Raw genomic sequence first — 22,364 nt, 5'->3', positions numbered from 1 at the left:
CAAAATGGACGAATAGCGGAGAACGAGCGGAAAGTCGCAAGATCTATGGCACGCGCATTCATCTTTCCCGGACAGGGTAGCCAGGACGTCGGTATGGGCAAAGCCCTTGCCGAAGCGTTCCCCTCGGCAAAGGCCGTATTCGACGAGGTCGATGACGCGCTGGGCCAGAAACTCTCCACCATCATGTGGGAAGGTCCCAAGGAAACCCTGACACTGACCGAAAATGCCCAACCTGCGCTGATGGCCGTGTCGATGGCCGTCATGCGGGTCCTCGAAAAAGAAAAGGGTTTTTCTCTCGCCGATAAAGTCAAATTCGTCGCCGGGCACTCTCTCGGCGAATATTCCGCGCTTGCCGCCGCAGGTGCATTCTCGCTCGCGGATGCGGCGCGTCTCCTCAAACTCCGCGGTCAGGCGATGCAGAAAGCCGTCCCCATCGGCGTCGGAGCAATGGCGGCCCTCCTCGGCGTCGGCGTCGAAGCCGCAGAGAAGGTTGCTGCCGAAGCCGCACAAGGCGATGTTTGCCAAGTTGCGAACGACAATGACCCGACACAGATCGTGCTGTCCGGCCACAAGACTGCGATCGACCGTGTCTCAGAGATCGGAAAAAAATACGGCGTGCGCCGTGCCGTGCCGCTGCCGGTTTCCGCACCCTTCCACTGTGCGCTGATGCAGCCCGCCGCCGACGCCATGGCCGAGGCTTTGGCAAAGGTGACAGTCAACAGGCCGTCCGTTCCCGTGGTCGCAAACGTGCTCGCGGCGCCGATTTCCGATCCCGACGAGATCAAGAAGCGTCTCGTCGAGCAGGTGACGGGGACTGTGCGCTGGCGCGAATGCGTCGCCGCAATGGCCGCAAACGGCGTGACTGATTTTTATGAAATCGGTGCCGGGAAGGTCCTCGCTGGTCTCGTGAAGCGGACTGCCGCCGCGGCAAATGCCGCGAGTCTAGGTACCCCGGCCGACATCGACGCGGCGCTTGCCGCACTCAATGCTTGAAGGAGAATTCATGTTCGATCTGACTGGCAAGACGGCGCTTGTAACGGGCGCAACCGGCGGTCTCGGCGCCGAGATTGCGCGCGTCTTTCACAAGGCGGGGGCGGCGGTCGCCATCTCGGGCCGCAAAGTCGAAGCCCTCGATGCGCTCGCCAAGGAACTCGGCGATCGCGTGCATGTTCTTCCTTGCGACCTTGCCGACCGTGCGAGTGTTGCGAAGCTGATCGATGAAGCGGTGAAAGCTCTCGGCGGCCGCCTCGACATTCTGGTCAACAATGCAGGCCTGACTAGGGACAACCTGTTCATGGTCATGAAGGACGATCAGTGGGACGACGTCATCGCCGTCAACTTGACATCGACGTTCATGCTGTGCCGGGCCGCATCCCGCCACATGATGCGCTCTAAAACGGGTTATGGCCGCATCATCAATATCGCTTCCGTTTCGGGTGTGTTTGGCAATCCCGGCCAGGGCAACTACGCCGCCTCCAAAGCCGGCATGATCGGCATGACGAAATCGCTCGCACGTGAAGTTGCCTCGCGCGGCATCACCGCGAATTGCATTGCGCCGGGCTTCATAAAGACGGCGATGACCGACGTTTTGACGGACAAGCAGAAGGGCGACATCGCGCAGATCATCCCGGCGCAACGCTTCGGCGAGCCATTGGATATCGCGGCCGGCTGCCTTTATCTCGCATCGGACGAAGGTGGCTACATGACCGGTCAAACGCTGCACATCAATGGCGGCATGGCGATGGTGTAGTGAAGATTGAAAAACGATGGTAAATGCCGGGAGTGCTTTAATTTCTTCGTTTTGCTCATGTGCTACAAGAGCTTTCTCGGCTGCGTCACCGTGTGCTTTGCAAGGCCCCGTAAGTGTGTTAACGACACCACGGTTTTGAGGTGTGGAAAGCACGCCATCGGGACGGCGCGAAGCTGGGGACAAACCAGCATTGCGTTACGCGAGAGCGGTACTCCGGCGTAAGACTCACGCTACGGGGACCAAAGAAAAGACTTCTAAAAACGGGTGCGAGCCCCCTATCCGAACAGGCCGAATTTCCCTTAAGTTGAAAATAGGCATGCGGTTTCCAGCGGGTTCTGCAGAGCGAACGGAGCGGGCCATTGAGGCACGCCGAATAATAGAAAGACACGAGGATTTACGATGAGCGATGTTGCAGAGCGCGTGAAGAAAATTGTCGTAGAGCATCTTGGCGTCGAGGCAGACAAGGTCACGGACAACGCCAGCTTCATCGACGATCTTGGCGCGGATAGCTTGGATACGGTTGAACTGGTGATGGCGTTCGAAGAAGAATTCGGATGCGAGATCCCCGATGATGCCGCTGAGCACATCCTCACCGTCGGCGATGCTGTAAAGTTTCTGGAGAAGAACGCCAGCGCGGCCTGAGGGCCTCGTTCATCCACAGTCTTGAGGCGCAGCGACTGGCGCCAATTGGGTTGAATTAGAAAGGGGGCTGGGTTAACCGGCCCCCTTCACACGCTGATTGCGACCGATATTCAAGTCCAACCGCAAAACAAGAAGACGTCATGCGCCGAGTTGTCATCACAGGAATGGGTATCGTGTCCCCCGTTGGCTGCGGTGTTGAGTCAGCCTGGAAAAATCTGCTCGCAGGGCAAAGCGGCGCGCGCCGCGTCGAGGAGTTTGAGGTCTCCGACATTACCTGCCAGATCGCCAATTTTATCCCGCGCGGCGCGACGGCAGAAGGCAAGTTCAATCCGGATGATTGGATGGAGCCGAAGGAGCAGCGCAAGGTCGACGACTTCATTATTTATGCCGTTGCGGCCGCAGATCAGGCCATTCGGGATTCGGGTCTGAAATTCGACAGTACCGAAGCCCAGGAGCGCGCCGGCGTTTTGATCGGCTCTGGCATCGGTGGGCTGTCGGGTATCGCCGACACGTCGATCCTGCTCAAAGAAAAAGGCCCGCGCCGCGTCTCTCCGTTCTTCATCCCGGGGCGGCTGATCAATCTCGCCGGCGGCTACGTCTCGATCAAGCACAACCTGCGCGGTCCGAATAATGCTGTCGTTACCGCTTGTGCCACGGGCACGCATGCGATCGGCGATGCAGCGCGCATCATCGCGCTCGACGACGCCGACGTGATGGTCGCGGGCGGATCGGAGAGTCCGATTTGCAGGATAGCGATGGCGGGATTTGCCGCGTGTCGCGCGCTGTCGACCGGCTTCAACGATACGCCGACGAAGGCTTCGCGACCCTACGACAAGGATCGCGACGGGTTCGTGATGGGCGAGGGCGCCGGTGTCGTCGTTCTCGAAAGCTACGAGCACGCCAAGGCGCGCGGCGCAACGATCCATGCCGAGGTGATCGGTTATGGCATGTCGGCCGACGCGTTCCACATTACGGCGCCCGCTGAAGACGGCGACGGCGCCTACCGGTGTATGAAAATGGCGCTCGCCCGTGCCTCCGTTTCGCCGAGCGAGATCGACTATATCAACGCTCACGGCACGTCGACGCCGATGGGCGATGAGATCGAGCTCAAGGCGGTTGAACGCTTGTTTGGCAACACGGCCGGCAAACTGGCCATGTCATCGACGAAATCGGCGATCGGTCATCTTCTGGGTGCCGCGGGTGCGGTCGAGACCATTTTCTCGACCCTTGCCATTCGTGATAACGTTGCTCCTCCGACGCTCAACCTCGATGCGCCATCGGTTGAAACGGCAATCGATCTCGTGCCGCACGTGCCGAAAAAGCGCGACATCAATATCGCGCTGTCGAACTCCTTCGGCTTTGGCGGCACCAACGCGTGCCTTGTTCTGCGAAGAGCGGCCTAAACACCGTCGAAATTCGCTGTTTCGCCACATTTTACGTTGAGCGTCCGCCCGGGGTGGGCTGATGAAGCGGCGTGATTGAGTTATCCTCAATCGCTCGCTGCCGCTTCTTCAAGGGACAACGTTCGCAGTAACATGAGTCAGCACAGACGACGCCCGGACGGGAGCAAGACTGCTCGCACCGCCGGAGCACGAAGCCCGGCCGAACGCCTTGAACCTGGCCGTGCGCCAAGACGGCCGCGCGGCCTCGATGCGCGTGAGCCGTCGCGCGTGTTTTCTACCATCGCTCGGGTGATCAGCGGCGTACTGACCGTTTCTCTGATTTTCATGCTGCTCGTGGGCGGCATCTCGTTCACGATCTACAATCAGTACGAAAGCCCCGGTCCTCTCGACGCACCGCGCGTCGTGGTCATTCCTAAAGGCGAGGGGCGCATCGCCATCGCGGAACGGCTTGAGAAAGATGGCATCATCTCCAATCGCTGGACGTTCGTTGGCGGTCACCTGCTGCAGAATTTCTTCGGGCGCAAAAAGAACGGGGAACTGAAAGCCGGCGAATATGAAATCAAGGAGCACGCATCCATACGCGATGTGATCGAGACCCTCTCCGAGGGTAAGTCGATCCTATACAAGGCGACGCTGCCGGAAGGCCTGACAAGCGAACAGATCGTTGAGCGGTTGAAGGCCGAACCGAGTCTCAGTGGAGAGGTCACCAGGGTTCCGCCGGAAGGGTCTCTCTTGCCGGATACCTATTATTTCTCAAAGGGCACGCCGCGTCAGGAGATCCTTGATCGCATGCAGGCAGAAATGGAGAAGGCGATCAGTACGCTGTGGGAGAGCCGCGATCCGGAACTGCCGATCAAGTCGTCTGCAGAATTGGTTACGTTTGCGTCTATCGTCGAAAAAGAAACCGGCCGCGCGGATGAGCGGGATCGCGTCGCCGCCGTTTTCTACAATCGTCTGAAAAAGGGAATGCGGTTGCAATCCGATCCGACGATTGTCTACGGCATCGTCGGCGGGCAGGGTGCGCTCGGGCGCGGAATCACGAAGTCCGATATCGAGACGAAGTCGCCCTACAACACATATCAGATCAACGGTCTGCCGCCTGGACCGATATGCAATCCCGGAAAGTCCGCACTGCAGGCCGCATTGCACCCTGCAAAGACCTCGGACCTCTATTTTGTTGCCGACGGCACGGGGGGGCACGCGTTCTCAGAGACGCTGAAGGAACACAATACGGCCGTCCAGAAATGGCGTGAGGTCGAGAAACAGAAAACCAAACAGGCGGACGATGCAGACGCCGCCAAGCAGGACGATAGCAGCGCACCGATCCCGCAAGCCAAGTCGGATGCAGCCTCTAAGGACCAGGCACGCAAGGGAAAAGCCGTCCAGCAGGCGCGTAAAAACGCCAAAGCCGCCCAAAATCAGGCGCCGCCAGGCGGAGCCGGGAGTGGCGATGGCAGCGCAACGGATGCCGCTGCATCGGATCAGGCGGCAGGGACGGCAACGGAGACCGCCGATATTCCCCCTCCGGTCCGCAAGCCGAAGAAGCAGTAACCCAGAAAGACGGACGGTTTTGCCGGTTCGGGTTGGCGTATTCGGCTCGACCCGTTAAGTTGCGCGCCTCGTAAAAGTCCAGGCAGGACCATTCTCGATGACAATCTCCAGCATGACCGGTTTTGCCCGCGCTGATGGTTCAACCGACGGCTTGAGCTGGATCTGGGAAGCACGGAGCGTAAACGGGCGCGGGCTCGATGTACGCCTGCGCCTGCCTTCGGGTTACGAGGCAATCGAGATTCCGGCGCGCGATGCCGTCGCCAAACGCTTCGCGCGGGGTAACGTTTCTCTGTCCCTTTCGATTGAGAAGCAGCAGACAAACGGCGCCATTCGTTTGAACGAGCAGGTGCTTCAGGACGTCATCAAGGCAGCAGATCGTGTGTCGACGTTAAGCGGCGCAGCAAAGCCCGATGCAGCTCAGCTGTTGATGATCAAGGGCGTGCTTGAGATGTCCGACCAAGCGCCTGAAGATGTGACCGCCCGCATGGCGCGCGAAAAGACGATCACGCAAAGCCTCGAGGCTGCACTCGACAAGCTTGCCGAAGCACGCCGTGTGGAAGGCGCGCGTCTTGGGGAAATCATCAGGGAACAGATCGCGCAGATCGACCAGTTGGCAGCAAGTGTTCGGGCTTCTCCGTCGCGAGCGCCGGAAGCGATCATGAGCCGCTTGAAAGATGCCATCGCTCGCCTCGTCGATGCTACGACGACGTTGGATGACCATCGCCTTCATCAGGAAGCCGTGCTGATCGCGACACGGGCCGACGTCGAAGAGGAATTACAGCGCCTGTCGGCCCACGTCGCGGCGGCGCGCGACATTCTGGTTGAACGCGGAGCTGTCGGCCGGAAGCTCGATTTTCTCGCTCAGGAATTCAACCGCGAGGCCAACACACTTTGCTCGAAGGCGAATGCCGTCGACATCACGCGGCTTGGCCTGCAACTCAAGACAGTCATCGACCAATTTCGCGAACAGGTGCAAAACGTCGAATAGAATGTCAGCCGAGACACCCAAAAAACCTGAGAACATCGTGATAATCGAACCGCACATCGCGCGGCGGGGTCTTCTCTACATCATCTCGTCGCCCTCTGGTGCCGGCAAGACGACGCTGGCTCGCCGGTTGCTTGCCGTCGACAGCAATATTGAGATGTCCGTCTCTGTCACGACACGGGCACCGCGCCCTGGCGAACGCGATGGCGTCGATTATCATTTCGTTGATCGTGATAAATTCGAGATGATGAAGTCGCGAGGCGAGCTACTCGAATGGGCGCGCGTCTTCGACAATCATTACGGCACACCGCGTGCGCTGGTCGAAGATACCATACACGCTGGGAAAGACGTCCTGTTCGATATTGACTGGCAGGGCGCTCAGCAGCTCTCCGAAAAACTGCCGAACGACGTGGTTCGCGTTTTCGTGCTGCCGCCGTCCGGCGGTGTGCTTGAAGACCGCCTGAAATCGCGCGCGCAGGATTCCGCTGAAACGGTTGCTCGGCGGATGGCCGCGGCATCCTCCGAAATCAGCCATTGGCCGGAATACGACTACGTGATCGTTAACACGGAGCTTGAGCGAAGCGTCGCCGCAGCGCATGCCATTCTGACGGCCGAGCGTTTGAAGCGTGCCCGACTTCTCGGGCTTTCCGACTTCGTGCGCGACATGCAAGCGGTGCTCTAGGGTCGTTCCCAATCGCCTCGATCGAAGATCGCGGCGAGGCGCACGAATTCCTCCACCGAAAGATCTTCTGCACGGCGCTCAGGCGCGATCCCGGCTTCGCGCAGAAGAAGCTCGGCCATCGGCGTCAGTTGCTTCAGGCTCGAACGCAACATTTTCCGGCGCTGCCCAAACGCCGCGGCCGTAACACGGGCGAGCGTGGAGACGCGGCACGGCGGGTCCGGCGTAGGGACAGGCCGAAAATCGACGACGGCTGATGCAACTTTCGGCGGTGGCGTGAAAGCTTCGGGAGGCAGATTGATGACGATTTTTGCCTGCGTTCGCCATTGTGCGAGCACGGAAAGGCGGCCATAGGCTTTCGTATGTGGCGCGGCGATGATGCGTTCGGCGACCTCTCGCTGGAACATCAGCACCATGCGGTCGAACCATGGCGGCCAAGGCTCCGTCTCAAGCCATCCGACGAGAAGGAGCGACGCGATATTGTAGGGAAGGTTAGCCGCGATCGTAACCGGATGCGCGCCGGCGATAAGCTTTGTCCAATCGATCTCCAGGGCATCGCCAGAATGAACTTGGAGCCGTCCGGGATATCGAGCCGCAATGTCGTCGAGCGCCGCCAGGCATCGGTCGTCGCGCTCAATCGCAATGACCTGCTTGGCGCCTTCCATGAGGAGTGCTCGTGTCAAACCGCCGGGTCCGGGACCGATTTCGACGATAGTGCTGTTGGCGATATCGCCCGCGGCGCGCGCAATCTTGCGGGTCAGATTGAGATCGAGAAGAAAATTCTGCCCAAGCGATTTCTTCGCCGCAAGTCCATGGCGCTCGATTACGTCGCGAAGAGGCGGAAGGCCGTCGGGAGCCGCCATGGGTTTCACGGTGTATTCGAGCGCGCTCGCCGCTCACTCATCTCTGCAGCGAGTTGCAACGCCGCGATTAGGCTGACCGGCGATGCGATGCCCTTGCCGGCGATGCCGAATGCCGTCCCGTGATCGGGCGATGTTCTGACGAACGGCAACCCGAGCGTGACGTTCACGCCAGAATCGAACGCCAGTGTCTTGATCGGGATCAGCGCTTGGTCGTGGTACATGGCAATCGCAGCATCGTACGTCTCGCGCGCCGCGGCATGAAACAGGGTGTCGGCAGAGTGAGGACCTGTTGCGCTGATGCCTTCCGATTGCAACGCCGCGATCGCCGGCGCGATGATATCGCGATCTTCGTTGCCAAGCGCGCCATCCTCGCCTGCATGAGGGTTGAGGCCAGTTACGACGAGGCGAGGCTCCGCGATTGCGAAATCACGCTTCAACGCGGCTGCGACGACACGCGCAGTCTCGATGATTTTTTCCGTCGTCAGCAACGAAGGCACGGATTTGAGCGGCACGTGGATCGTTACCGGCACGACCCGGAGATCGCGAGAGGCCAACATCATAACGGGATTGTTTGGCTCTGCCGGCCAGAATTCCTTGGCGAGAGCGCCCAGGAATTCAGTGTGCCCCGCGTACTGGAATCCCGCGTCGTAAAGAACGGACTTCGCGATCGGGTTCGTAACGACCGCAGATGCCTTGCTCGCGGCGACCGCTTCGACGGCGCGCCTGATTGCAAGAATGACCGCAGGACCATTGCATGAATCGGGAACACCTGCTTCCGCCGAGCGGACGAGGGGAACGTCGACAACCGGCAGAGCATGCGGGAACACGTCAGCCGCAGCGACGGCATCCGGAGCGGAAACGACATCGCAGTGGAGGGCGAGCGAACTGCACGTCGCACGCATCAGTTTGAAATCGGCATAAACGGCAAAAGGTGGAAGGGTGCTGTTGTGCCGGTCGCGCCAAGCGCGAATGGCAATTTCCGGCCCAATCCCTGCAGGGTCGCCCATCGTCAGTGCGAGAGGAGGTTGCCGCGCGCTCGCGTGAGCGGCCATGTTCAACGATACTCGATGTGAGCGTCTTCGCGAAGATCTTTGAGGTAGCGCTTGGCCATGACCTCGAACTCTTTCTGTTTCAACTCGCCCTCGGCCTGTGTGCGCTTGTCCTCGACGGTTTTGACGGAATCGCGACCGCAGACAACGTAAAGCTCGACGGCGCCGTCGCCGACAGTCGGCGGCAACATTTCTCCGTCGCTGGCATTTAGCAATAATGTACGAGTGGGCTCGGGCAGCGTCGAGGACTTCCTTTTGCCGATGGCCTCAAATTTAGCGCCCGGAATGCCGGTCGCCGCGGCCGCCGTGGACTTGCAGTCAGTAAATCGCGACCGGACTTTTTCCGCTTCCTCGATACGCAGCGCGATCCCGTGTTCTTCCATCTTCTTCGGAAGCATAATTCGGACACGCTGGATCTGCAACTCGACATCGTCCTGGGGAGTGTCGGTCGCCGCTGCCACCAGCTTATCGACGTCTTTGGTATTGACGCTGATGAGAGGCCCGAAGCGCCGCCGCACGACCTCGTTCCATGAAAGCGCAGCGCGTATGCGGTTCTTCATCGGGTCGATACTGCCGCCGATCTGCTTGGTGAACTGATCGAGGGTCATCTTATTGCGCTCGGCGATGCCGGTCAGGACGCGATTCACTTCCGCGTCCTCGATCGTCACGCTCTGTTTCTTTGCTTCCTGCAGCTTCAGCCGTTCGTCGATAAGTTCCTCAATCGCCTGTTTTTTGACGGCCGGCAATGCCGCCTTACGGGCGCTCTCGAACGCCTCGCGCTGCAAGGTCATGCCGAATTCTTTCTTTTTCTTCTCGAAGATGTCGATGATTACATCGCGCGGCTTGCCTTGGTTGGCTTGCACCACCTGATTGAGGATGGCCTTCAGACGTTCCGTCGTCTTCGGATTCTTGACGATGGCTTCGAAATTGGCCTTGGCCTGCGACTGTACGCTAGCGCCGCTGAGCAGTGTAGCGCGCCGATCGACTTCAAAGCCCGTGATCGGTTCATCGTTGACGAGAACCTCGATCACGTTCTCGCCGCCTATCGGATCGGACGATATCGGGTTGCGGCTTGCCGTCTCGGTATCTTTGTTCTTTGCCGCGGGAGCCGACTTTTTATGACCCTTCTTATCCGCTGCCTTGTCGCCGGTCTTATCTGAATTGCCGACTGCGGGGGCTCCAAACAGCCCGCCAGTTCCGTCCCCGGTTACGGCAACGGTGCCGCCCTGCGCCAAAACGGGCAACGTCCAGAGCACAGCGAGAAGTCCCGCGGCGACGAAAACCCGTACCAGCCGGAAAATCAACGACAAGCTGCTATCTTGCGAAAACGGCATCCTTAGGGGGTCCACTGTCGAATCGCTCAAGCCTGCAGAATACTGCAGGCGCGCCTGTTCCCTGGAGCTTATCCACATCAAGAGTGGCCAAAATCCGGCCCATTTTCGCCCGGGGTTGCGCCCGGTGTCAGTTTACACGCTCATCGCCACCCAGGTTGAAGTCCAAGGCGTCGGTCTTGGCGGCAAAATCGCCGAGATGCTTTAATTCGAAGCGTAGCATGAATGTGCGGTCGGCTTCGATGGTTTGCTCGGTGTAGTTCGACTCGATGTAGGAGGCGGTGAGCGCGAAGCATTCATCGGCATACTTGATTTGAACGCTATCGTAGCGAAGATCGCCGGTATCGATGTCGTAGCGGGTCATGCCGCCGACGCTCCAGCGGTCCGTGAGCCGCAGAGTCGCAGACGCGAGAAGCTCCTGCTGTGTCGGATCCGGATCCGTGGGATCAACGAGTATCGTGTCGTTATTGTAGCTATATCCAACCTGCGTCGATAGCGGGCCGAAATTGAAGACCATCGCCGCGTCTTCACGTCTGAGGTCGAAGTTGCCCTGGTCGAAGCGGCTTTGCGAAATGATCCTGAATTCATCGATCGGAGCCAGATAGACACCGAGCACGTAATCGGACCGCGTGGTTTCGAGACCGCTCACTGGCGTGTAGATGAAGTTGCCGTCCGCATCGCGGCCTGGGTTCAAATAGATGTTGTCGCCCGACAGGTGGTAGCTCTCGCCGGCGAGGAAGCGAGCATAGCCACCGTCGTGGGATTGGAAGGTATATTGCAGGCCCACGTTGGCGCGGGTGCCGGTTTCGATCCGATCGTAGCCTGAGAACTTCGAAGTCGCGAACAGGTTCGTATCGTCGAAGACGAGGCTCTGCGCGTCTTCGTCCGGCAGCTGCCGTTGCGGAATACTTTCCTGGTGGACGACGATCTGGCCAATCGGCTCGATGATGTGGCTGGCGCTCTGGGTGTTCGCGACCCACGGATAGGACACCGTCATGCCGCCATCGACGATGCCGCGCGTGACGGTTTCGCTGCCGACGAATGTTCCCGGGGTCGTCGCGGTCGCATCCGCAGGATCGTTGAAATTGTCATATTGGTAGGCGTCGCCTCGCACATCCGCGAACGGCGTGTAGCTAATACCGATCGCGTCGGTCAGGCGGCGCCGCCATTTCAGCTCCGTCACAATACGATTCATATTTGAATTCGCGGACTGGCCGGTAAGGGGATCGATCACCGCGCCGTCCTCACGTGTGAAGCTCAGAACGTTCGTGTTCCATTTAAGCTCGCCGCCGAGCACAGGATCGTTGAAGACGTAGTTATAATTGATGATCGGATGGGTGTAGCCCTCCGTCTGCGGCGTGTCGGTGCTGAGCAGACCCTGGAACTGATAAAGGGTGGCGTTGAAATAGTTCCGGTCGGACTGACCTGTCAGGTAAACCTGGTTTACTCGGTCGGTGACGAGAACGCTGTCGAGCTTATAGAAGCGGCGGAACTGATCGTCCGTCTCGGCCGTCACATCCCAGCCGAACTTCCACCAGCTCGAAAGCGAAAAGACGCCGTGCGTCTCGACGCTGCCGCGCAAGCCGTCATAGTTCTTGATGTCTCCGGGTGACGACCCGTCGGTTGGAAGGTCGTGGTAGTTCTGATCGATGCCGGCAAGCTTGACATTGTACTGGCCGTTCGCAAGCCGGTGCCGCCACTCCGCCTGCATCAACAACCCTTGGTCGCTGAGATAGGTTGGCGTGAGCGTCAGGTCATAGTTTGGAGCAATCGCCCAATAGTACGGGATGCCAGTGATGTAGCCGAGCGTCGACGAGTGACCGTATTGCGGCGTCAGGAAACCGGACTTGCGCTTTACCGACGGGTCGGGAGTCTGGAAGTAAGGCAGATAGAAAACCGGCTGCCCGTAGATCTCGAAGTAGGCATCCTGGTAAGTGATCGTCGCCGCGTCGGCATCGTGGATGATGCGTGCTGCGCTGAGGCACCAGAGCGGCGGTGTTCCGCCATCGCTTTTGCACGGCGTGAAGCGGCCATTCTCGAATTCGTTGACATTGCCGCCCCGGCGCACAGCGCGATCAGCGGTGATCGTCGACTGGTCCTGCGAAACGACTGACAGCGATTGGACAAAACCATCGCGGAAATCGTCCGTCAGCGTATAGCGGTCGGCGCGAATGACGTTGCCTTGCGGCTCCTTCAGGGTAACGTTACCGATTGCGGTCAGCGTCCCACCGCCCTGATCGTAGACAACCTCATCGGCCGTCAGAATGTTGTCGTTGTAGTAGATTTCGACGTTACCGCGCGCGATCACGCGGTTGCCAGCTTTGTCATAAATCAACTGGTCGCCCTGCAATCGCATGGGCTGTGTGTGATCGACCTGGGTGTTGACCTTACCGAAGATGCTTTCCTTGCCGAAGGTGGAGGGTTGCTTTTTGGCGGCATGGGCGGAATGGGGAAAATGGACCGTAAACAGTGTCGCGAAGACGACGCACAAAAGCGCACGAGCGAACCCGGCCGCCGAACGGCGCCAGGACCCCTCGCGTGACCTTCCGCAACCCTCGTGCGGTGTCCGCGCTTCACGCATCACTCAACCGTCCTCCTGGTGCAAAAGCACCGTCGTTGAGATGGCGAGAACCAAGACAACGGGCACCCAAGCCGCGACCCACGCAGGCGCAAGTCCGGCGATGCCAATTTGTCTTGCAATTTCCGAGAACAAAAAGAATCCAACCCCACCTACCATCCCTGTCGCAACCATAGTCTGGATGCCGCCTGATCGGAATGACCGCAATGACACAGTGGCTGCCAAAAGGACCATTGCGAGGCACAGCAGCGGGCGAACGAGAAGGGATTGGTACTGAACCCGCAATCCCTCGGTTGAAAGTTTTGCTTTATCAGCTGCTTGGATGAGCTCTGGGAGATCCCAGAAAGAGATCGAGAAGACGGTGCCCAAGGCTTCCTGAACACGGTCTGGAGTTAAGTAGGTCGAGAGCAGATAGGAGCTGAATTTTTCGGGTTCTTGGCCAAGCCTTGTAACCCAGGCGTCTTGCAACTCCCAGTACCCATCCTTGAGCTCCGCACGACCCGCATCGATGCGTTCGGAGAAATGTCCATCACGGTCATAAGCGAAGACCAGCACGCCGGTCAGTGTCAGGCCATGGTTGGAGGCCGCCGCCGCACCTAGAACGGATTCTCCATCGGCACCGTTCTGGCGAATCCACGAGCCGCCGCCTTGCGACCGCAACAGATTGGCTTCGTTTCCAAAGGCTTTGGCATAGAGCTTCTCCGAGGTGGCGCGGCCGTGCGAGGCCAGCGGATTGAAAACCGCCATTGCGAAAAGGCCGACAGCCAATCCGACAAAAAGGCCGGGGCCAAGGAACTGCCACACCGACATTCCGCCGGCGCGCATAACGGCTAATTCGCTCTTTCGGTTCAAATAGATAAGCGCGCTGATGCTGCCCACAAGCACGGCAAAGCCGATCAAAAACTCGATATAGGCGGGGAGGCGGAGGAGGGCGATGCGAACCAGGGTCGTGCCCGGAACGGCGCCATATTTTCCGGCCATGCGCAGGAGTTCGACAAAATCGATCATGAAGATCAGCAGCGCGCAAACCGCCAGCGTCGTCACGATCGCGACAAGGAACATCCGGGCAATGTATCGCGACAGGGTAAAACCCGCGATCATGATGCCGCTCCTTTTGCGCGCTCAGGACCGAGCCGGCTCCGCAACGCGTCCCAGAGGGAGGCACCGGCGTCAGCGAGCTTGTCGACCATGCCGCGGCCGGACCGCTGCGTCTTCGAGCGTTTGAGAACGATGAGCGAATAGAAAATGGCGCCGATCGGCAACCCGTAGGCCGCGACCACCATGCTCGGGTTCCGGACGATTGCATTCGTGAGGGCGAGGCCTGCGAGGCGGCACGTCGCGGCTACGACGAATGTCAGAACCAGGCTCTGCATGCGGCTCGTGCGCGTCGATTGAGCTTGCCCAACGAACGCAATGATGAGGAATGCGAACGCAATGGGGTAGAGCGGGTTTGCAAACCGCTCATGCAACTCGGAGCGGAATTGACCCGGTTGTGTCTGGTAAAGCTTGCTGCCGGGTCCGGGATTGATGAGTTCGCTGAAATATCGCTCGCGCGGCTTCAATTCCCCAGCGCCGGCGTCCTGGGGTTCGAAGCGATCGAGATCCACGATGTATTTGTCGAAGGCAACGATCTGGGGCGGCCCATCGGCATCCGTCCGGCGGATGATGTGGCCGTTGGTCATCACGAGGTAGGCGGTGCCGTCCTGTTTCACCAGCGTGCCGCGCTCGGCGAGGTAGCTTTGCGATTGGGCCTTGTCGCGCGTGTCGTGCATGACGAGGCCAAGAAGCTCACCATCGGCGTCGCGGTCGCGAATGTGGAACATCAGGCCCGCTTCCGGACTCGTGAACCGGCCGGGCTGAATGACCTGAGTGAGGAGGTTGCTTCGGACCTGTACCATGTACTCACGCAACTGACGCATGCTCCACGGCTGCGCAAAGTGACTGACGAACGCCAGGAAGATGCTGACGAGGAAGGCGAGGAGCAACAGCGGACGCGCGGCCGTCCACACTTTCGAACCCGATGCCGAAAGCACGATGAGCTCGCTGTCGGTATTGAGCCGGTTGAGCGTATGGAGCGCGGCGATGAGGTAGGAGAAGGGAGCGATGATCGCCATCAGGTTCGGGACGGCAAGCGACGTCATCTTGACGAGCATCCAGGTGTCCTGACCCTGGCTGGTCACGACGTTGAACTGGCGCAATGCCAGCGCGATCCAGACGATACCCGTCAGCGACACCAGGATCAGAAGGAACGATCCGGCAGCCTGACGAAACACATATCTCGAGAAGATTCGCATGGCTCGCCGTTCCCCTCCGGCCACGCCGGTCCCGGCGCCCCTGCCGCCAATCGCGCCGGTACCCTTTGATACCGGCTCCCATAGCACAGTGGCGGAATTTCGGCTGACGGTGCTTTCGAAGGCTTGAATAAATATTAGAAGACAATGTGTTAGATCGAATCCGAGGTTTACCGGGGCGAGTCCGCAAAACGCGGCTTGCCATGACCCCGCGAACGACTAAGTTGGATTACTCAGCCACGAGTTTTCGCCCTCACCGTAGTCTCGCGTCGCGGCGACGCTGGGTCCGGACCGCGGATCGGCATCTGCGTCCACCCGAGCGTTTGACACGCGCGAACCATTCCCGATGGAGTTGTCCAGAAATGTCCGAGCGATTTGAAATTACCTTCGCATCCCTCAGCGCCGATCCTGAGGCGGTGACAGTCATATTGGCCGGCGAAGGTCTGGAGTTAGGGTCCAAGGCGCGCGAACTCGAAACGAAGTCGGCAAGCTCGATCAGCAAGGCAGCAGCTGCCGCCGATTACAAAGGCAAGTACAAGGCGACGATCGAAATTCTGGCGCCGGCAAAGCTCGGGATCGATCGTCTGATCGTTGCGGGGCTTGGCAAGGAAGGTGCTCTCAATGCACAGCAATACGTCGATCTCGGGGGCGCCATTCTCGGCGCGATCCAGACACGCAAGGCATCGGCGGCGAGCCTGATTGTCGACGTAGACGGCAGCAATGATCTGTCAGCAGAGCAGGTTGCGGCTCTGATCGCGCAGGGCGCACTTCTGCGCCACTACACCTTCAAGAAATATCTGACCAAGAAGCCCAATGATGACACCGCTGACAAAGACGGTCTGAAAAAGCTCATTGTACACGTCGCACATCCCGATAAGGCTAAAGCCGCGTTCCATCCGCTGAAAGCGGTCGCAAACGGCGTCAACTTCGCCCGCGACCTCGTCAACGAACCGGCCAACATCCTTGGTCCCGTCGAACTTGCGGAGAAGACGAAAACTCTCGAAAAATTTGGCGTTTCTGTCGATATCCTCGATGTCAAGGACATGGAGAAGCTCGGCATGGGCTCGCTCCTCTGCGTCGGGCAGGGCAGTGCACGGCCGTCGCGCCTCGCCGTCATGGTGTGGAACGGCGCCAAGGGTTCCAAGAAGCAGAAACCGGTTTGTTTCGTCGGCAAAGGCGTCGTGTTCGATACGGGTGGCATCTCGATCAAGCCCGCTGCCGGCATGGAAGACATGAAAGGCGATATGGGCGGCGCCGCCGCCGTCATCGGGACGATGTATGCGCTCGCCGAGCGCAAGGCGAACGTCAATGCGGTCGGCCTCGTCGGCTGCGTCGAGAACATGCCGTCGGGTGCTGCAACGCGCCCTGGCGATATTGTGACGTCGATGTCGGGCCAGACGATCGAGGTGATCAACACCGATGCCGAAGGACGGCTCGTGCTCGCCGACGTCCTTTGGTACGCGCAGGAGAAGTTCAAGCCGAAACTCGTCATCGATCTTGCGACGCTGACCGGCGCCATCATGATCGCACTCGGCAAGGAATACGCGGGCATGTTCGTCAACGACGACAAGTTAGCGGACGAGCTTCTATCGGCGTCGCGCACGACGGGGGAGAAGCTCTGGCGGATGCCGCTCGACAAGGCGTTCGACAAGATGATGGATTCGAAAAACGCCGACATGAAGAACGCGGGCGGCCGCTGGGGCGGTTCCGCTTCTGCTGCCGCCTTCCTGCAGCGCTTCGTCCAGAAGGACACACCCTGGTGCCATCTCGACATCGCCGGCACGGCGATGGACGGCAGCCGCAACGATATCAACCAGAGTTGGGGTGCAGGCTGGGGCATCCGGCTGCTTGATAGGTTCGTTGCCGAGCATCACGAGAAGAGCGAAAAGTAGCTTGTCGGATCAGATGTTCAGCCGGTCGTCAGCCAACCGGCTGAACATTTTTAATGTCATCGTATCGTATTGAAACACAAATACATATCACAGTTATTTTCCATAATATATATTACGCGAAATTGAGATTGGCTACGGCTAGGGTCTCAGACCGCTCTGGCTTCCACGGCCCCGATACCAGAATGGAAACGGTGTGCCGATGATCAGCATGACGAACGCCAGGATCGCATTGCGGACAGGCCACCGCTCGAACCCGGCACTCTCGATCGACAGATAACCCGGTACGTGCTCGGCATCCGCAATCAGCGCCCTCGCCATTTCGAGATCCGCTTCATCGACAAGAAAGCTGATGCCGCCGAACAGGATCTTGAATTGTGGACATTGCGAGATGATGTCCTTGCCTGCCAACGCAAAGCGAATGCCATGTGCATCGAGCAAGCTCTCGATCACGATGGCTTCCGGCAACATCAGCGTCGTATGAGCACGAACGAGCGGCATGCGGACGCCTCGGCTTGTTAAACCCGGCTTTCGAGCGTTCTTATTCCTTCCGCGATCAAGACAGCATAAAGCGCCAGCACGAACCCCGACAGCATGTTGACGGAGACGATTGCGCCGATCGCCTGAGCCACGGACGGATCGAAGACCCAGGACAGCATTCGTACCACGATCTCATCGAAGCTCTGTTTCAGGAGGAACAGGAATTCGCTCGCCTGCTCCATCGAAGGTTTCGCTGGAAGATCGAATGCCGCGCGCTTCGCAAGCTCCGTAATGCCGGGCGCCGGCAAGAACGTCAGCCCCGCCGAAAACAGAAGACCGAGCGGAGCGGCAAGCCGGAAATACCCCCAGCGCAGCGGTCGCGCTTTGAGACGACCCATCAGGAAGCGCACGACCTGCACGCCGAGAAACAGGGACGCGGCAAAAACAATCGCGACGATCTTCAGCCGCTCCTGATCGGTGCCAAGAAACGTCAGCAAAGCGACCACTCCGGCGAGCACGGCTTTGGTGATCGATTCAAGCGCCCCGACGGCCACGATCAATATCATCGACCGGCCGGGCGCGCGGTCGAAATAGAAGGGAAATTCATACTTAAGCCGCGCGATCTCAAGTGCCGCCCCGACACCGAGCGCGATCAATGCCGTACCGGCGGCGAAGATGACTGGCGCCGTATATCCAGCCCACGCAACGCCGTAAATCGCCGCCAGCTCCAGCGCCATCATCAGGCCGTTGAAGAGGATGTACATCGCCGCCCCGAGCCTTGCCCCACGAGAGGGTAGCACTACTAAGCCCGGCTCGGACACTCCATTGATGTCAGCCAGCGACCGAGAACGCCGGATGATATGAAACAGTGGCCGAGGGCGCGGGCCCCTTAAAGACGTGCGCCAGAAAATATTCGGGCGGCACGCCTTCGAGCGCCAAGCGCGGCTCGCGTTCAAATCCGAACCGTCGATAGAAGCGAGGCTCGCCAAGCACGACGCATCCAGTGGCGCCCTTGCCTTTCAGAGCTTCAAGCTCCTTGCTCATCAGAGCCGAGCCGATCCGGAGCCCGTGAAACTCTGGGCCGACAGCCACCGGTCCGGGCCCATACCATCCGCCATGCGCGGGTGTCAGCCGTACCGGCGAAAATGTTGCATAGCCGACGACTGCCCTATCCAGCACCGCGACCTTTGGCAGGACAAGCGCTCCAGCGGCCCGCAACTCCCGTACGATTCGATGCTCGGTTTGCTGACTGTGCGGATGCTTGGCAAATGCGCGTTCAATGACGTTTTCGATCGCACCGATGTCAGCGGGCAATTCATCACGAATGACAAGTGAAGCAACCGTCACGATGTAGCTTTCTCCAATGTACAGACCGCATCTCCCGTGCGTGCGAGATCCGCTTCAAACGGAAACGAACGGCGCATGATCCGAAGTTCGGGTCCCGTGTCGCCGAGGAAATGCAGTTTCGCTATTTCGTCGTCGGTCCGATACCAGGCTTCAACCGCATAGGGAGCCGAGCCTTTGGCAAGCACGAGCTGTCCCTTGAAGGCGCCGCCGCCGGTCCCTGACGCATTGGATGCGAGCCGCACGCCGATCGCTCCACACGTCTTGTCGTCTTTCACCGCGATCCCACACCAGCCTTCCTTGCAGGCGACGAAATCATACGCCAGCGTGCATCCGCTCCCGCAATCGCTTTCGGCCTTGCTTCGGCCGTAGCCGTATCGCTTGCCGCTCCAGCGTCCGGCCAACGAGATCGGCGCCCCTGGCGTGCTTTTCGCTTCGCCAGCCGTTTCAGCCGCCGCAGAGCGGCCAAAACTTGAATCGATGATTGCCGGAGCCATGACCGACGCTACTATGACAGTTCCGGCTGCTACGCTGCGAAAAGTTCGCGCCGGCAAAACCAGCCGACTGATCGCGCGCGTCGCAATATTTTTCATCACGATCGTCCTCATCATACCTGTCGGCGTAGTCGCGCTCGGGTCCGGAGCCGGATTGATCGCGCTGCCCTACGAGATGTTCGAGCTGGCGAGCCGCGCGCCCATCATCTTTCCTGCTCACATGGTCTCTGCGGCGCTGGCGCTTCTGTTGGCACCGGTCGTCGTCCTGGCTAGGAGACGTCCTGAGTTTCACAGACCGCTTGGCCGGCTGTTAGGCTTCTTTGTGGTGATTGGTGGGCTGACAGCTCTTCCAGTCGCCGCCATGAGTGACTCGACACCATGGGCGCGCGCCGGGTTTTTCGTACAGGGGCTCGTCTGGCTTTACCTGCTCGCATCGGCCTACGTCGCAATCAGAGTGCGCGACATCCGTCGCCACGCGCACTTGATGGTGGCCATGATCGCGGTGGCGACCGGCGCGGTCTGGTTTCGGCTGATCACCGGCACGGCAACCGCGCTGCACCTGCCATTCGAACCGATCTACGCGGCGTCGGCTTGGATTGGTTGGATGGCTCCACTGGCGTTCGTATTGGTGAAGCCACGCGTTATCACCGAGCTGATGTCGCGATAGCCGCACCGTCGCCCCTCGCCCGCTGGGCTCCCATCCTCTAGTCTCCGCCGCGTAATCATGAGGATGGACATGACGGACGCCATTACACCCTCGCGCGACATCGCAAGGCTCATTGAGATCATGGCGGCGCTCAGAACGCCTGGCACCGGTTGCCCATGGGACCTGGAGCAGAATTTTGAAACGATCGCGCCCTACACCATCGAGGAAGCCTACGAAGTTGCCGATGCGATCGCGCGCCGCGACCTGCCCGATCTCAAGGACGAGCTTGGCGATCTGCTGCTTCAGGTCGTCTACCACGCGCGGCTCGCAGAGGAGCAAGGCGCATTCGCGTTCGGTGACGTGGTTGAAGCGATTACGCGCAAGATGATCCGCAGGCATCCGCACGTCTTCGGAGACGGAGCCGCGCGCGACCCTGCATCGATCAAAGCCGCGTGGGATAGGATCAAGGCGGAGGAACGCGCCGAAAAAGCAGCCGAGCGTGTGCAGCTTGCGCAAAGCAATTCACTCCTCACCTCGACGGGGAGGGGCCGGCGGGGTGACGCAGTGCCGGACGGTACCCCCGCCCCTAACCCCTCTCCGCAAGGGAGAGGGGAAGTGAGCGAGGGCGCTGCTACGTCTCCAACCCTCTCCGACGTTCCTGTCGGTCTTCCGGCCCTGACGCGTGCCGTCAAGTTGCAAGACAAAGCCGCAAAGGTCGGCTTCGATTGGCCGAACCTCGCGCCCGTCTTCGACAAGCTGAAAGAAGAGATCGCCGAATTCGAGGAAGTCGCCCGCCCCGCCGATCCGCGCGGAGAGTCTTTATTGGCGTCCGGCGACTCCCCTCCGAGGAGCCGGCCGCCGGACGCGGCGCCTTCCGGCCGGCTCGCGGAACGCGAGTCGGAAGGCGCCATTAAAGAAGAGTTCGGAGATATGCTGTTCGTGATGGCGAACATCGCGCGGCATCTAAAACTCGATGCGGAAGCCGCGCTCCGCGCGGCGAACCAGAAATTCGTGCGACGCTTTGCTCATATCGAAGTGCGCCTGGCAGAGCGCGGCAAAACTCCATCCCAATCGACGCTCGAGGAAATGGACGCACTGTGGGATGAAGCGAAAGCAAGAGATAAAAAGCGCGGCGCCCGCGAAGCCTAAACGCCCATCCCTGCCCTGATCGCGTCCGAGACATGTTCGGGCCGGAAGCCTAAACCGATCAGCCGCGCCGGAATGCGCGATAGGAACGGCAGACTATTGAACAGGCGAAAGATCAACGGCGGCTTCAGCTCGCGCGTATTCGCAAGCGTCTTGGCGATGATGAGGTTCTGAACGGTAAGCTGCAGGCGCTGGGTCGCGCGCGTTGGAAAATCGCGTCGCGCTTGAACTTTCCTCAGATCGTCAAAGGTCAAACGTTTCTCCTTCAACGGCTGCCAGAGAACGTTGGCGGTCGCCACCGCATCCTGAACTGCGAGATTGATGCCCACGCCACCGACCGGACTCATGGCATGCGCCGCATCGCCGATGCAAAGCAGCCCAGGACGCGCCCATTCGTTCAAACGGTCAACCACGACCGTCAATAGCCTCACTTGATCCCAATCCGAAATGGCGTCGGCGCGAGCTGCATCGAACGGCAGAAGCACCCCGACCGATTTGCGGAAAGCATCGAGTCCGGCCGCGCGCACCTTCGCATCGCCGCCTTTCGGGATGACGTAGGCGCACTGCCAATAGTCGCCGCGCTGAAGCATGATGAAGATATGCCCGACATCGAAACGGGCCTGCGTTTCTTCCGTATCGGTCGGAAGCCTTGGTAGCCGGAACCACATGACGTCCATCGGCGCACCGAAATTCTCGCTGACAAATCCTGCAGCCTTGCGCAGTGTGGACGACCGTCCGTCGGACGCAACGACAAGTTCGGCCGCAACAGTCAGCGGCCCCTCGGGTGTCGTAACTTTGACGCCCGATACGCGGTTGCCGTCGTAGATGAGATCCGTCGCCTCGGCGTTCATCCTGAGCGAAAACTTCGGATAGGCGCGACCTTTCTCAGCCAGAAAATCGAGGAAATCCCATTGCGGCATCAGCGCGATGAACTTCGTCGAAATCGGCAGGTGCGAAAAATCCGCCAATTCGATGCGCGCGGTGCCGAATTGTCCGGAAAGTCGTTTCACTTCCTGATGCGGCAACTTCAGGAAGTCTGGAAGCCAGCCCAACTCCTCCATCATCCGTAACGTCGAAGGATGGATCGTGTCGCCGCGAAAATCGCGAAGAAAATCCTTGTGCTTTTCGAGAACGAGGACATCGACGCCGACGCGCGCCAACAGGACGCCGAGCATCATTCCGGCCGGTCCGCCTCCGGCAATGCAGCAGGTGACGCGCTGATCCATGGCGCCAGTCTAGCCGT

Annotated in this window: 21 protein-coding genes; 10 read left to right on the top strand and 11 right to left on the bottom strand. The window is 59.7% G+C overall.

The window, feature by feature from the left end; all coding sequences use genetic code 11:
- Positions 1–45: 45 nt before the first annotated feature.
- From fabD to gmk, 7 genes are all read left to right on the top strand, one after another.
- Positions 46–993 (top strand): ACP S-malonyltransferase, encoded by a 948-nt coding sequence (gene fabD, locus HYPDE_RS07435; RefSeq protein WP_015597797.1) that lies wholly within the window; start codon positions 46–48, stop codon positions 991–993.
- Positions 994–1,003: 10 nt separating this feature from the next.
- A complete protein-coding gene (fabG, locus tag HYPDE_RS07430) occupies positions 1,004–1,750 on the top strand; it encodes a 3-oxoacyl-[acyl-carrier-protein] reductase (protein WP_015597796.1) in 747 nt (248 codons plus the stop codon).
- A gap of 399 nt (positions 1,751–2,149) precedes the next feature.
- Positions 2,150–2,392, top strand: a complete 243-nt coding sequence (locus HYPDE_RS07425) for an acyl carrier protein (RefSeq protein ID WP_013215676.1) — start codon at positions 2,150–2,152, stop codon at positions 2,390–2,392.
- A gap of 140 nt (positions 2,393–2,532) precedes the next feature.
- The gene (gene fabF, locus HYPDE_RS07420; RefSeq protein WP_015597795.1) at positions 2,533–3,795 is read left to right on the top strand and encodes a beta-ketoacyl-ACP synthase II; all 1,263 of its coding nucleotides are present in this window, start codon (positions 2,533–2,535) and stop codon (positions 3,793–3,795) included.
- Positions 3,796–4,062: 267 nt separating this feature from the next.
- On the top strand, positions 4,063–5,346 hold the full coding sequence (mltG, locus tag HYPDE_RS07415) for an endolytic transglycosylase MltG (protein WP_244437807.1): 1,284 nt from the start codon (positions 4,063–4,065) through the stop codon (positions 5,344–5,346).
- A 97-nt stretch (positions 5,347–5,443) separates the two neighbouring features.
- On the top strand, positions 5,444–6,334 hold the full coding sequence (locus tag HYPDE_RS07410) for a YicC/YloC family endoribonuclease (RefSeq protein ID WP_015597793.1): 891 nt from the start codon (positions 5,444–5,446) through the stop codon (positions 6,332–6,334).
- Position 6,335: 1 nt separating this feature from the next.
- Positions 6,336–7,013 (top strand): guanylate kinase, encoded by a 678-nt coding sequence (gene gmk / locus HYPDE_RS07405; protein WP_015597792.1) that lies wholly within the window; start codon positions 6,336–6,338, stop codon positions 7,011–7,013.
- On the opposite strand, the gene rsmA is transcribed toward gmk, so the two are convergent.
- The 6 genes from rsmA to lptF form a co-directional block, all read right to left on the bottom strand.
- Entirely contained in the window at positions 7,010–7,873 is an 864-nt protein-coding gene (rsmA, locus tag HYPDE_RS07400) for a 16S rRNA (adenine(1518)-N(6)/adenine(1519)-N(6))-dimethyltransferase RsmA (RefSeq protein ID WP_041320152.1), read from the bottom strand. The genes gmk and rsmA overlap by 4 nt on opposite strands.
- Positions 7,874–7,878: 5 nt before the next feature.
- Positions 7,879–8,925, bottom strand: coding sequence for a 4-hydroxythreonine-4-phosphate dehydrogenase PdxA (gene pdxA, locus HYPDE_RS07395; RefSeq protein WP_041320150.1), 1,047 nt, complete (start codon positions 8,923–8,925; stop codon positions 7,879–7,881).
- A 2-nt stretch (positions 8,926–8,927) separates the two neighbouring features.
- Positions 8,928–10,232 carry a SurA N-terminal domain-containing protein gene (locus tag HYPDE_RS07390; RefSeq protein ID WP_244437806.1) on the bottom strand — a complete coding sequence of 435 codons (1,305 nt, stop codon included), beginning with the start codon at positions 10,230–10,232 and terminating at the stop codon, positions 8,928–8,930.
- A gap of 151 nt (positions 10,233–10,383) precedes the next feature.
- On the bottom strand, positions 10,384–12,834 hold the full coding sequence (locus tag HYPDE_RS07385; RefSeq protein ID WP_041320148.1) for an LPS-assembly protein LptD: 2,451 nt from the start codon (positions 12,832–12,834) through the stop codon (positions 10,384–10,386).
- A gap of 3 nt (positions 12,835–12,837) precedes the next feature.
- Positions 12,838–13,932 carry an LPS export ABC transporter permease LptG gene (gene lptG / locus HYPDE_RS07380; RefSeq protein ID WP_015597787.1) on the bottom strand — a complete coding sequence of 365 codons (1,095 nt, stop codon included), beginning with the start codon at positions 13,930–13,932 and terminating at the stop codon, positions 12,838–12,840.
- Entirely contained in the window at positions 13,929–15,125 is a 1,197-nt protein-coding gene (gene lptF, locus HYPDE_RS07375) for an LPS export ABC transporter permease LptF (protein WP_041320999.1), read from the bottom strand. The genes lptG and lptF overlap by 4 nt, the downstream gene beginning before the upstream one ends.
- A 359-nt stretch (positions 15,126–15,484) precedes the next feature.
- On the opposite strand from lptF, the gene HYPDE_RS07370 reads away from it, so the two are divergent.
- Positions 15,485–17,014, top strand: coding sequence for a leucyl aminopeptidase (locus HYPDE_RS07370; RefSeq protein WP_015597785.1), 1,530 nt, complete (start codon positions 15,485–15,487; stop codon positions 17,012–17,014).
- A 138-nt stretch (positions 17,015–17,152) separates the two neighbouring features.
- On the opposite strand, the gene HYPDE_RS07365 is transcribed toward HYPDE_RS07370, so the two are convergent.
- The 4 genes from HYPDE_RS07365 to HYPDE_RS07350 all read right to left on the bottom strand — a co-directional run bounded on the left by HYPDE_RS07365 (position 17,153) and on the right by HYPDE_RS07350 (position 19,332).
- Positions 17,153–17,512, bottom strand: coding sequence for a hypothetical protein (locus HYPDE_RS07365; RefSeq protein ID WP_015597784.1), 360 nt, complete (start codon positions 17,510–17,512; stop codon positions 17,153–17,155).
- A 17-nt stretch (positions 17,513–17,529) separates the two neighbouring features.
- Complete coding sequence (locus HYPDE_RS07360; protein ID WP_015597783.1) at positions 17,530–18,255, bottom strand: hypothetical protein; 726 nt, start codon at positions 18,253–18,255, stop codon at positions 17,530–17,532.
- Between the two features lie 67 nt (positions 18,256–18,322).
- Positions 18,323–18,838, bottom strand: a complete 516-nt coding sequence (locus HYPDE_RS07355; protein WP_015597782.1) for a GNAT family N-acetyltransferase — start codon at positions 18,836–18,838, stop codon at positions 18,323–18,325.
- Positions 18,835–19,332, bottom strand: a complete 498-nt coding sequence (locus HYPDE_RS07350; RefSeq protein WP_015597781.1) for a hypothetical protein — start codon at positions 19,330–19,332, stop codon at positions 18,835–18,837. The genes HYPDE_RS07355 and HYPDE_RS07350 overlap by 4 nt, the downstream gene beginning before the upstream one ends.
- Between HYPDE_RS07350 and HYPDE_RS07345 the strand changes: the two genes are divergently transcribed.
- Positions 19,331–19,996: a DUF2306 domain-containing protein gene (locus HYPDE_RS07345; protein ID WP_041320146.1), complete on the top strand. Its 666-nt coding sequence runs from the start codon at positions 19,331–19,333 to the stop codon at positions 19,994–19,996. The two genes, HYPDE_RS07350 and HYPDE_RS07345, sit on opposite strands and share 2 nt — an antisense overlap.
- A gap of 69 nt (positions 19,997–20,065) precedes the next feature.
- The gene (gene mazG, locus HYPDE_RS07340; protein ID WP_244437804.1) at positions 20,066–21,124 is read left to right on the top strand and encodes a nucleoside triphosphate pyrophosphohydrolase; all 1,059 of its coding nucleotides are present in this window, start codon (positions 20,066–20,068) and stop codon (positions 21,122–21,124) included.
- Here the strand turns inward: mazG and HYPDE_RS07335 are convergent.
- On the bottom strand, positions 21,121–22,347 hold the full coding sequence (locus HYPDE_RS07335; RefSeq protein ID WP_015597777.1) for an FAD-dependent oxidoreductase: 1,227 nt from the start codon (positions 22,345–22,347) through the stop codon (positions 21,121–21,123). The two genes, mazG and HYPDE_RS07335, sit on opposite strands and share 4 nt — an antisense overlap.
- Positions 22,348–22,364 lie beyond the last annotated feature (17 nt).

The sequence above is a fragment of the Hyphomicrobium denitrificans 1NES1 genome, from assembly GCF_000230975.2.
Lineage (GTDB): Bacteria > Pseudomonadota > Alphaproteobacteria > Rhizobiales > Hyphomicrobiaceae > Hyphomicrobium_B > Hyphomicrobium_B denitrificans_A.
Note: the sequence above shows the minus strand (reverse complement) of the source record. Positions and strands in the feature narration are given on the sequence as shown.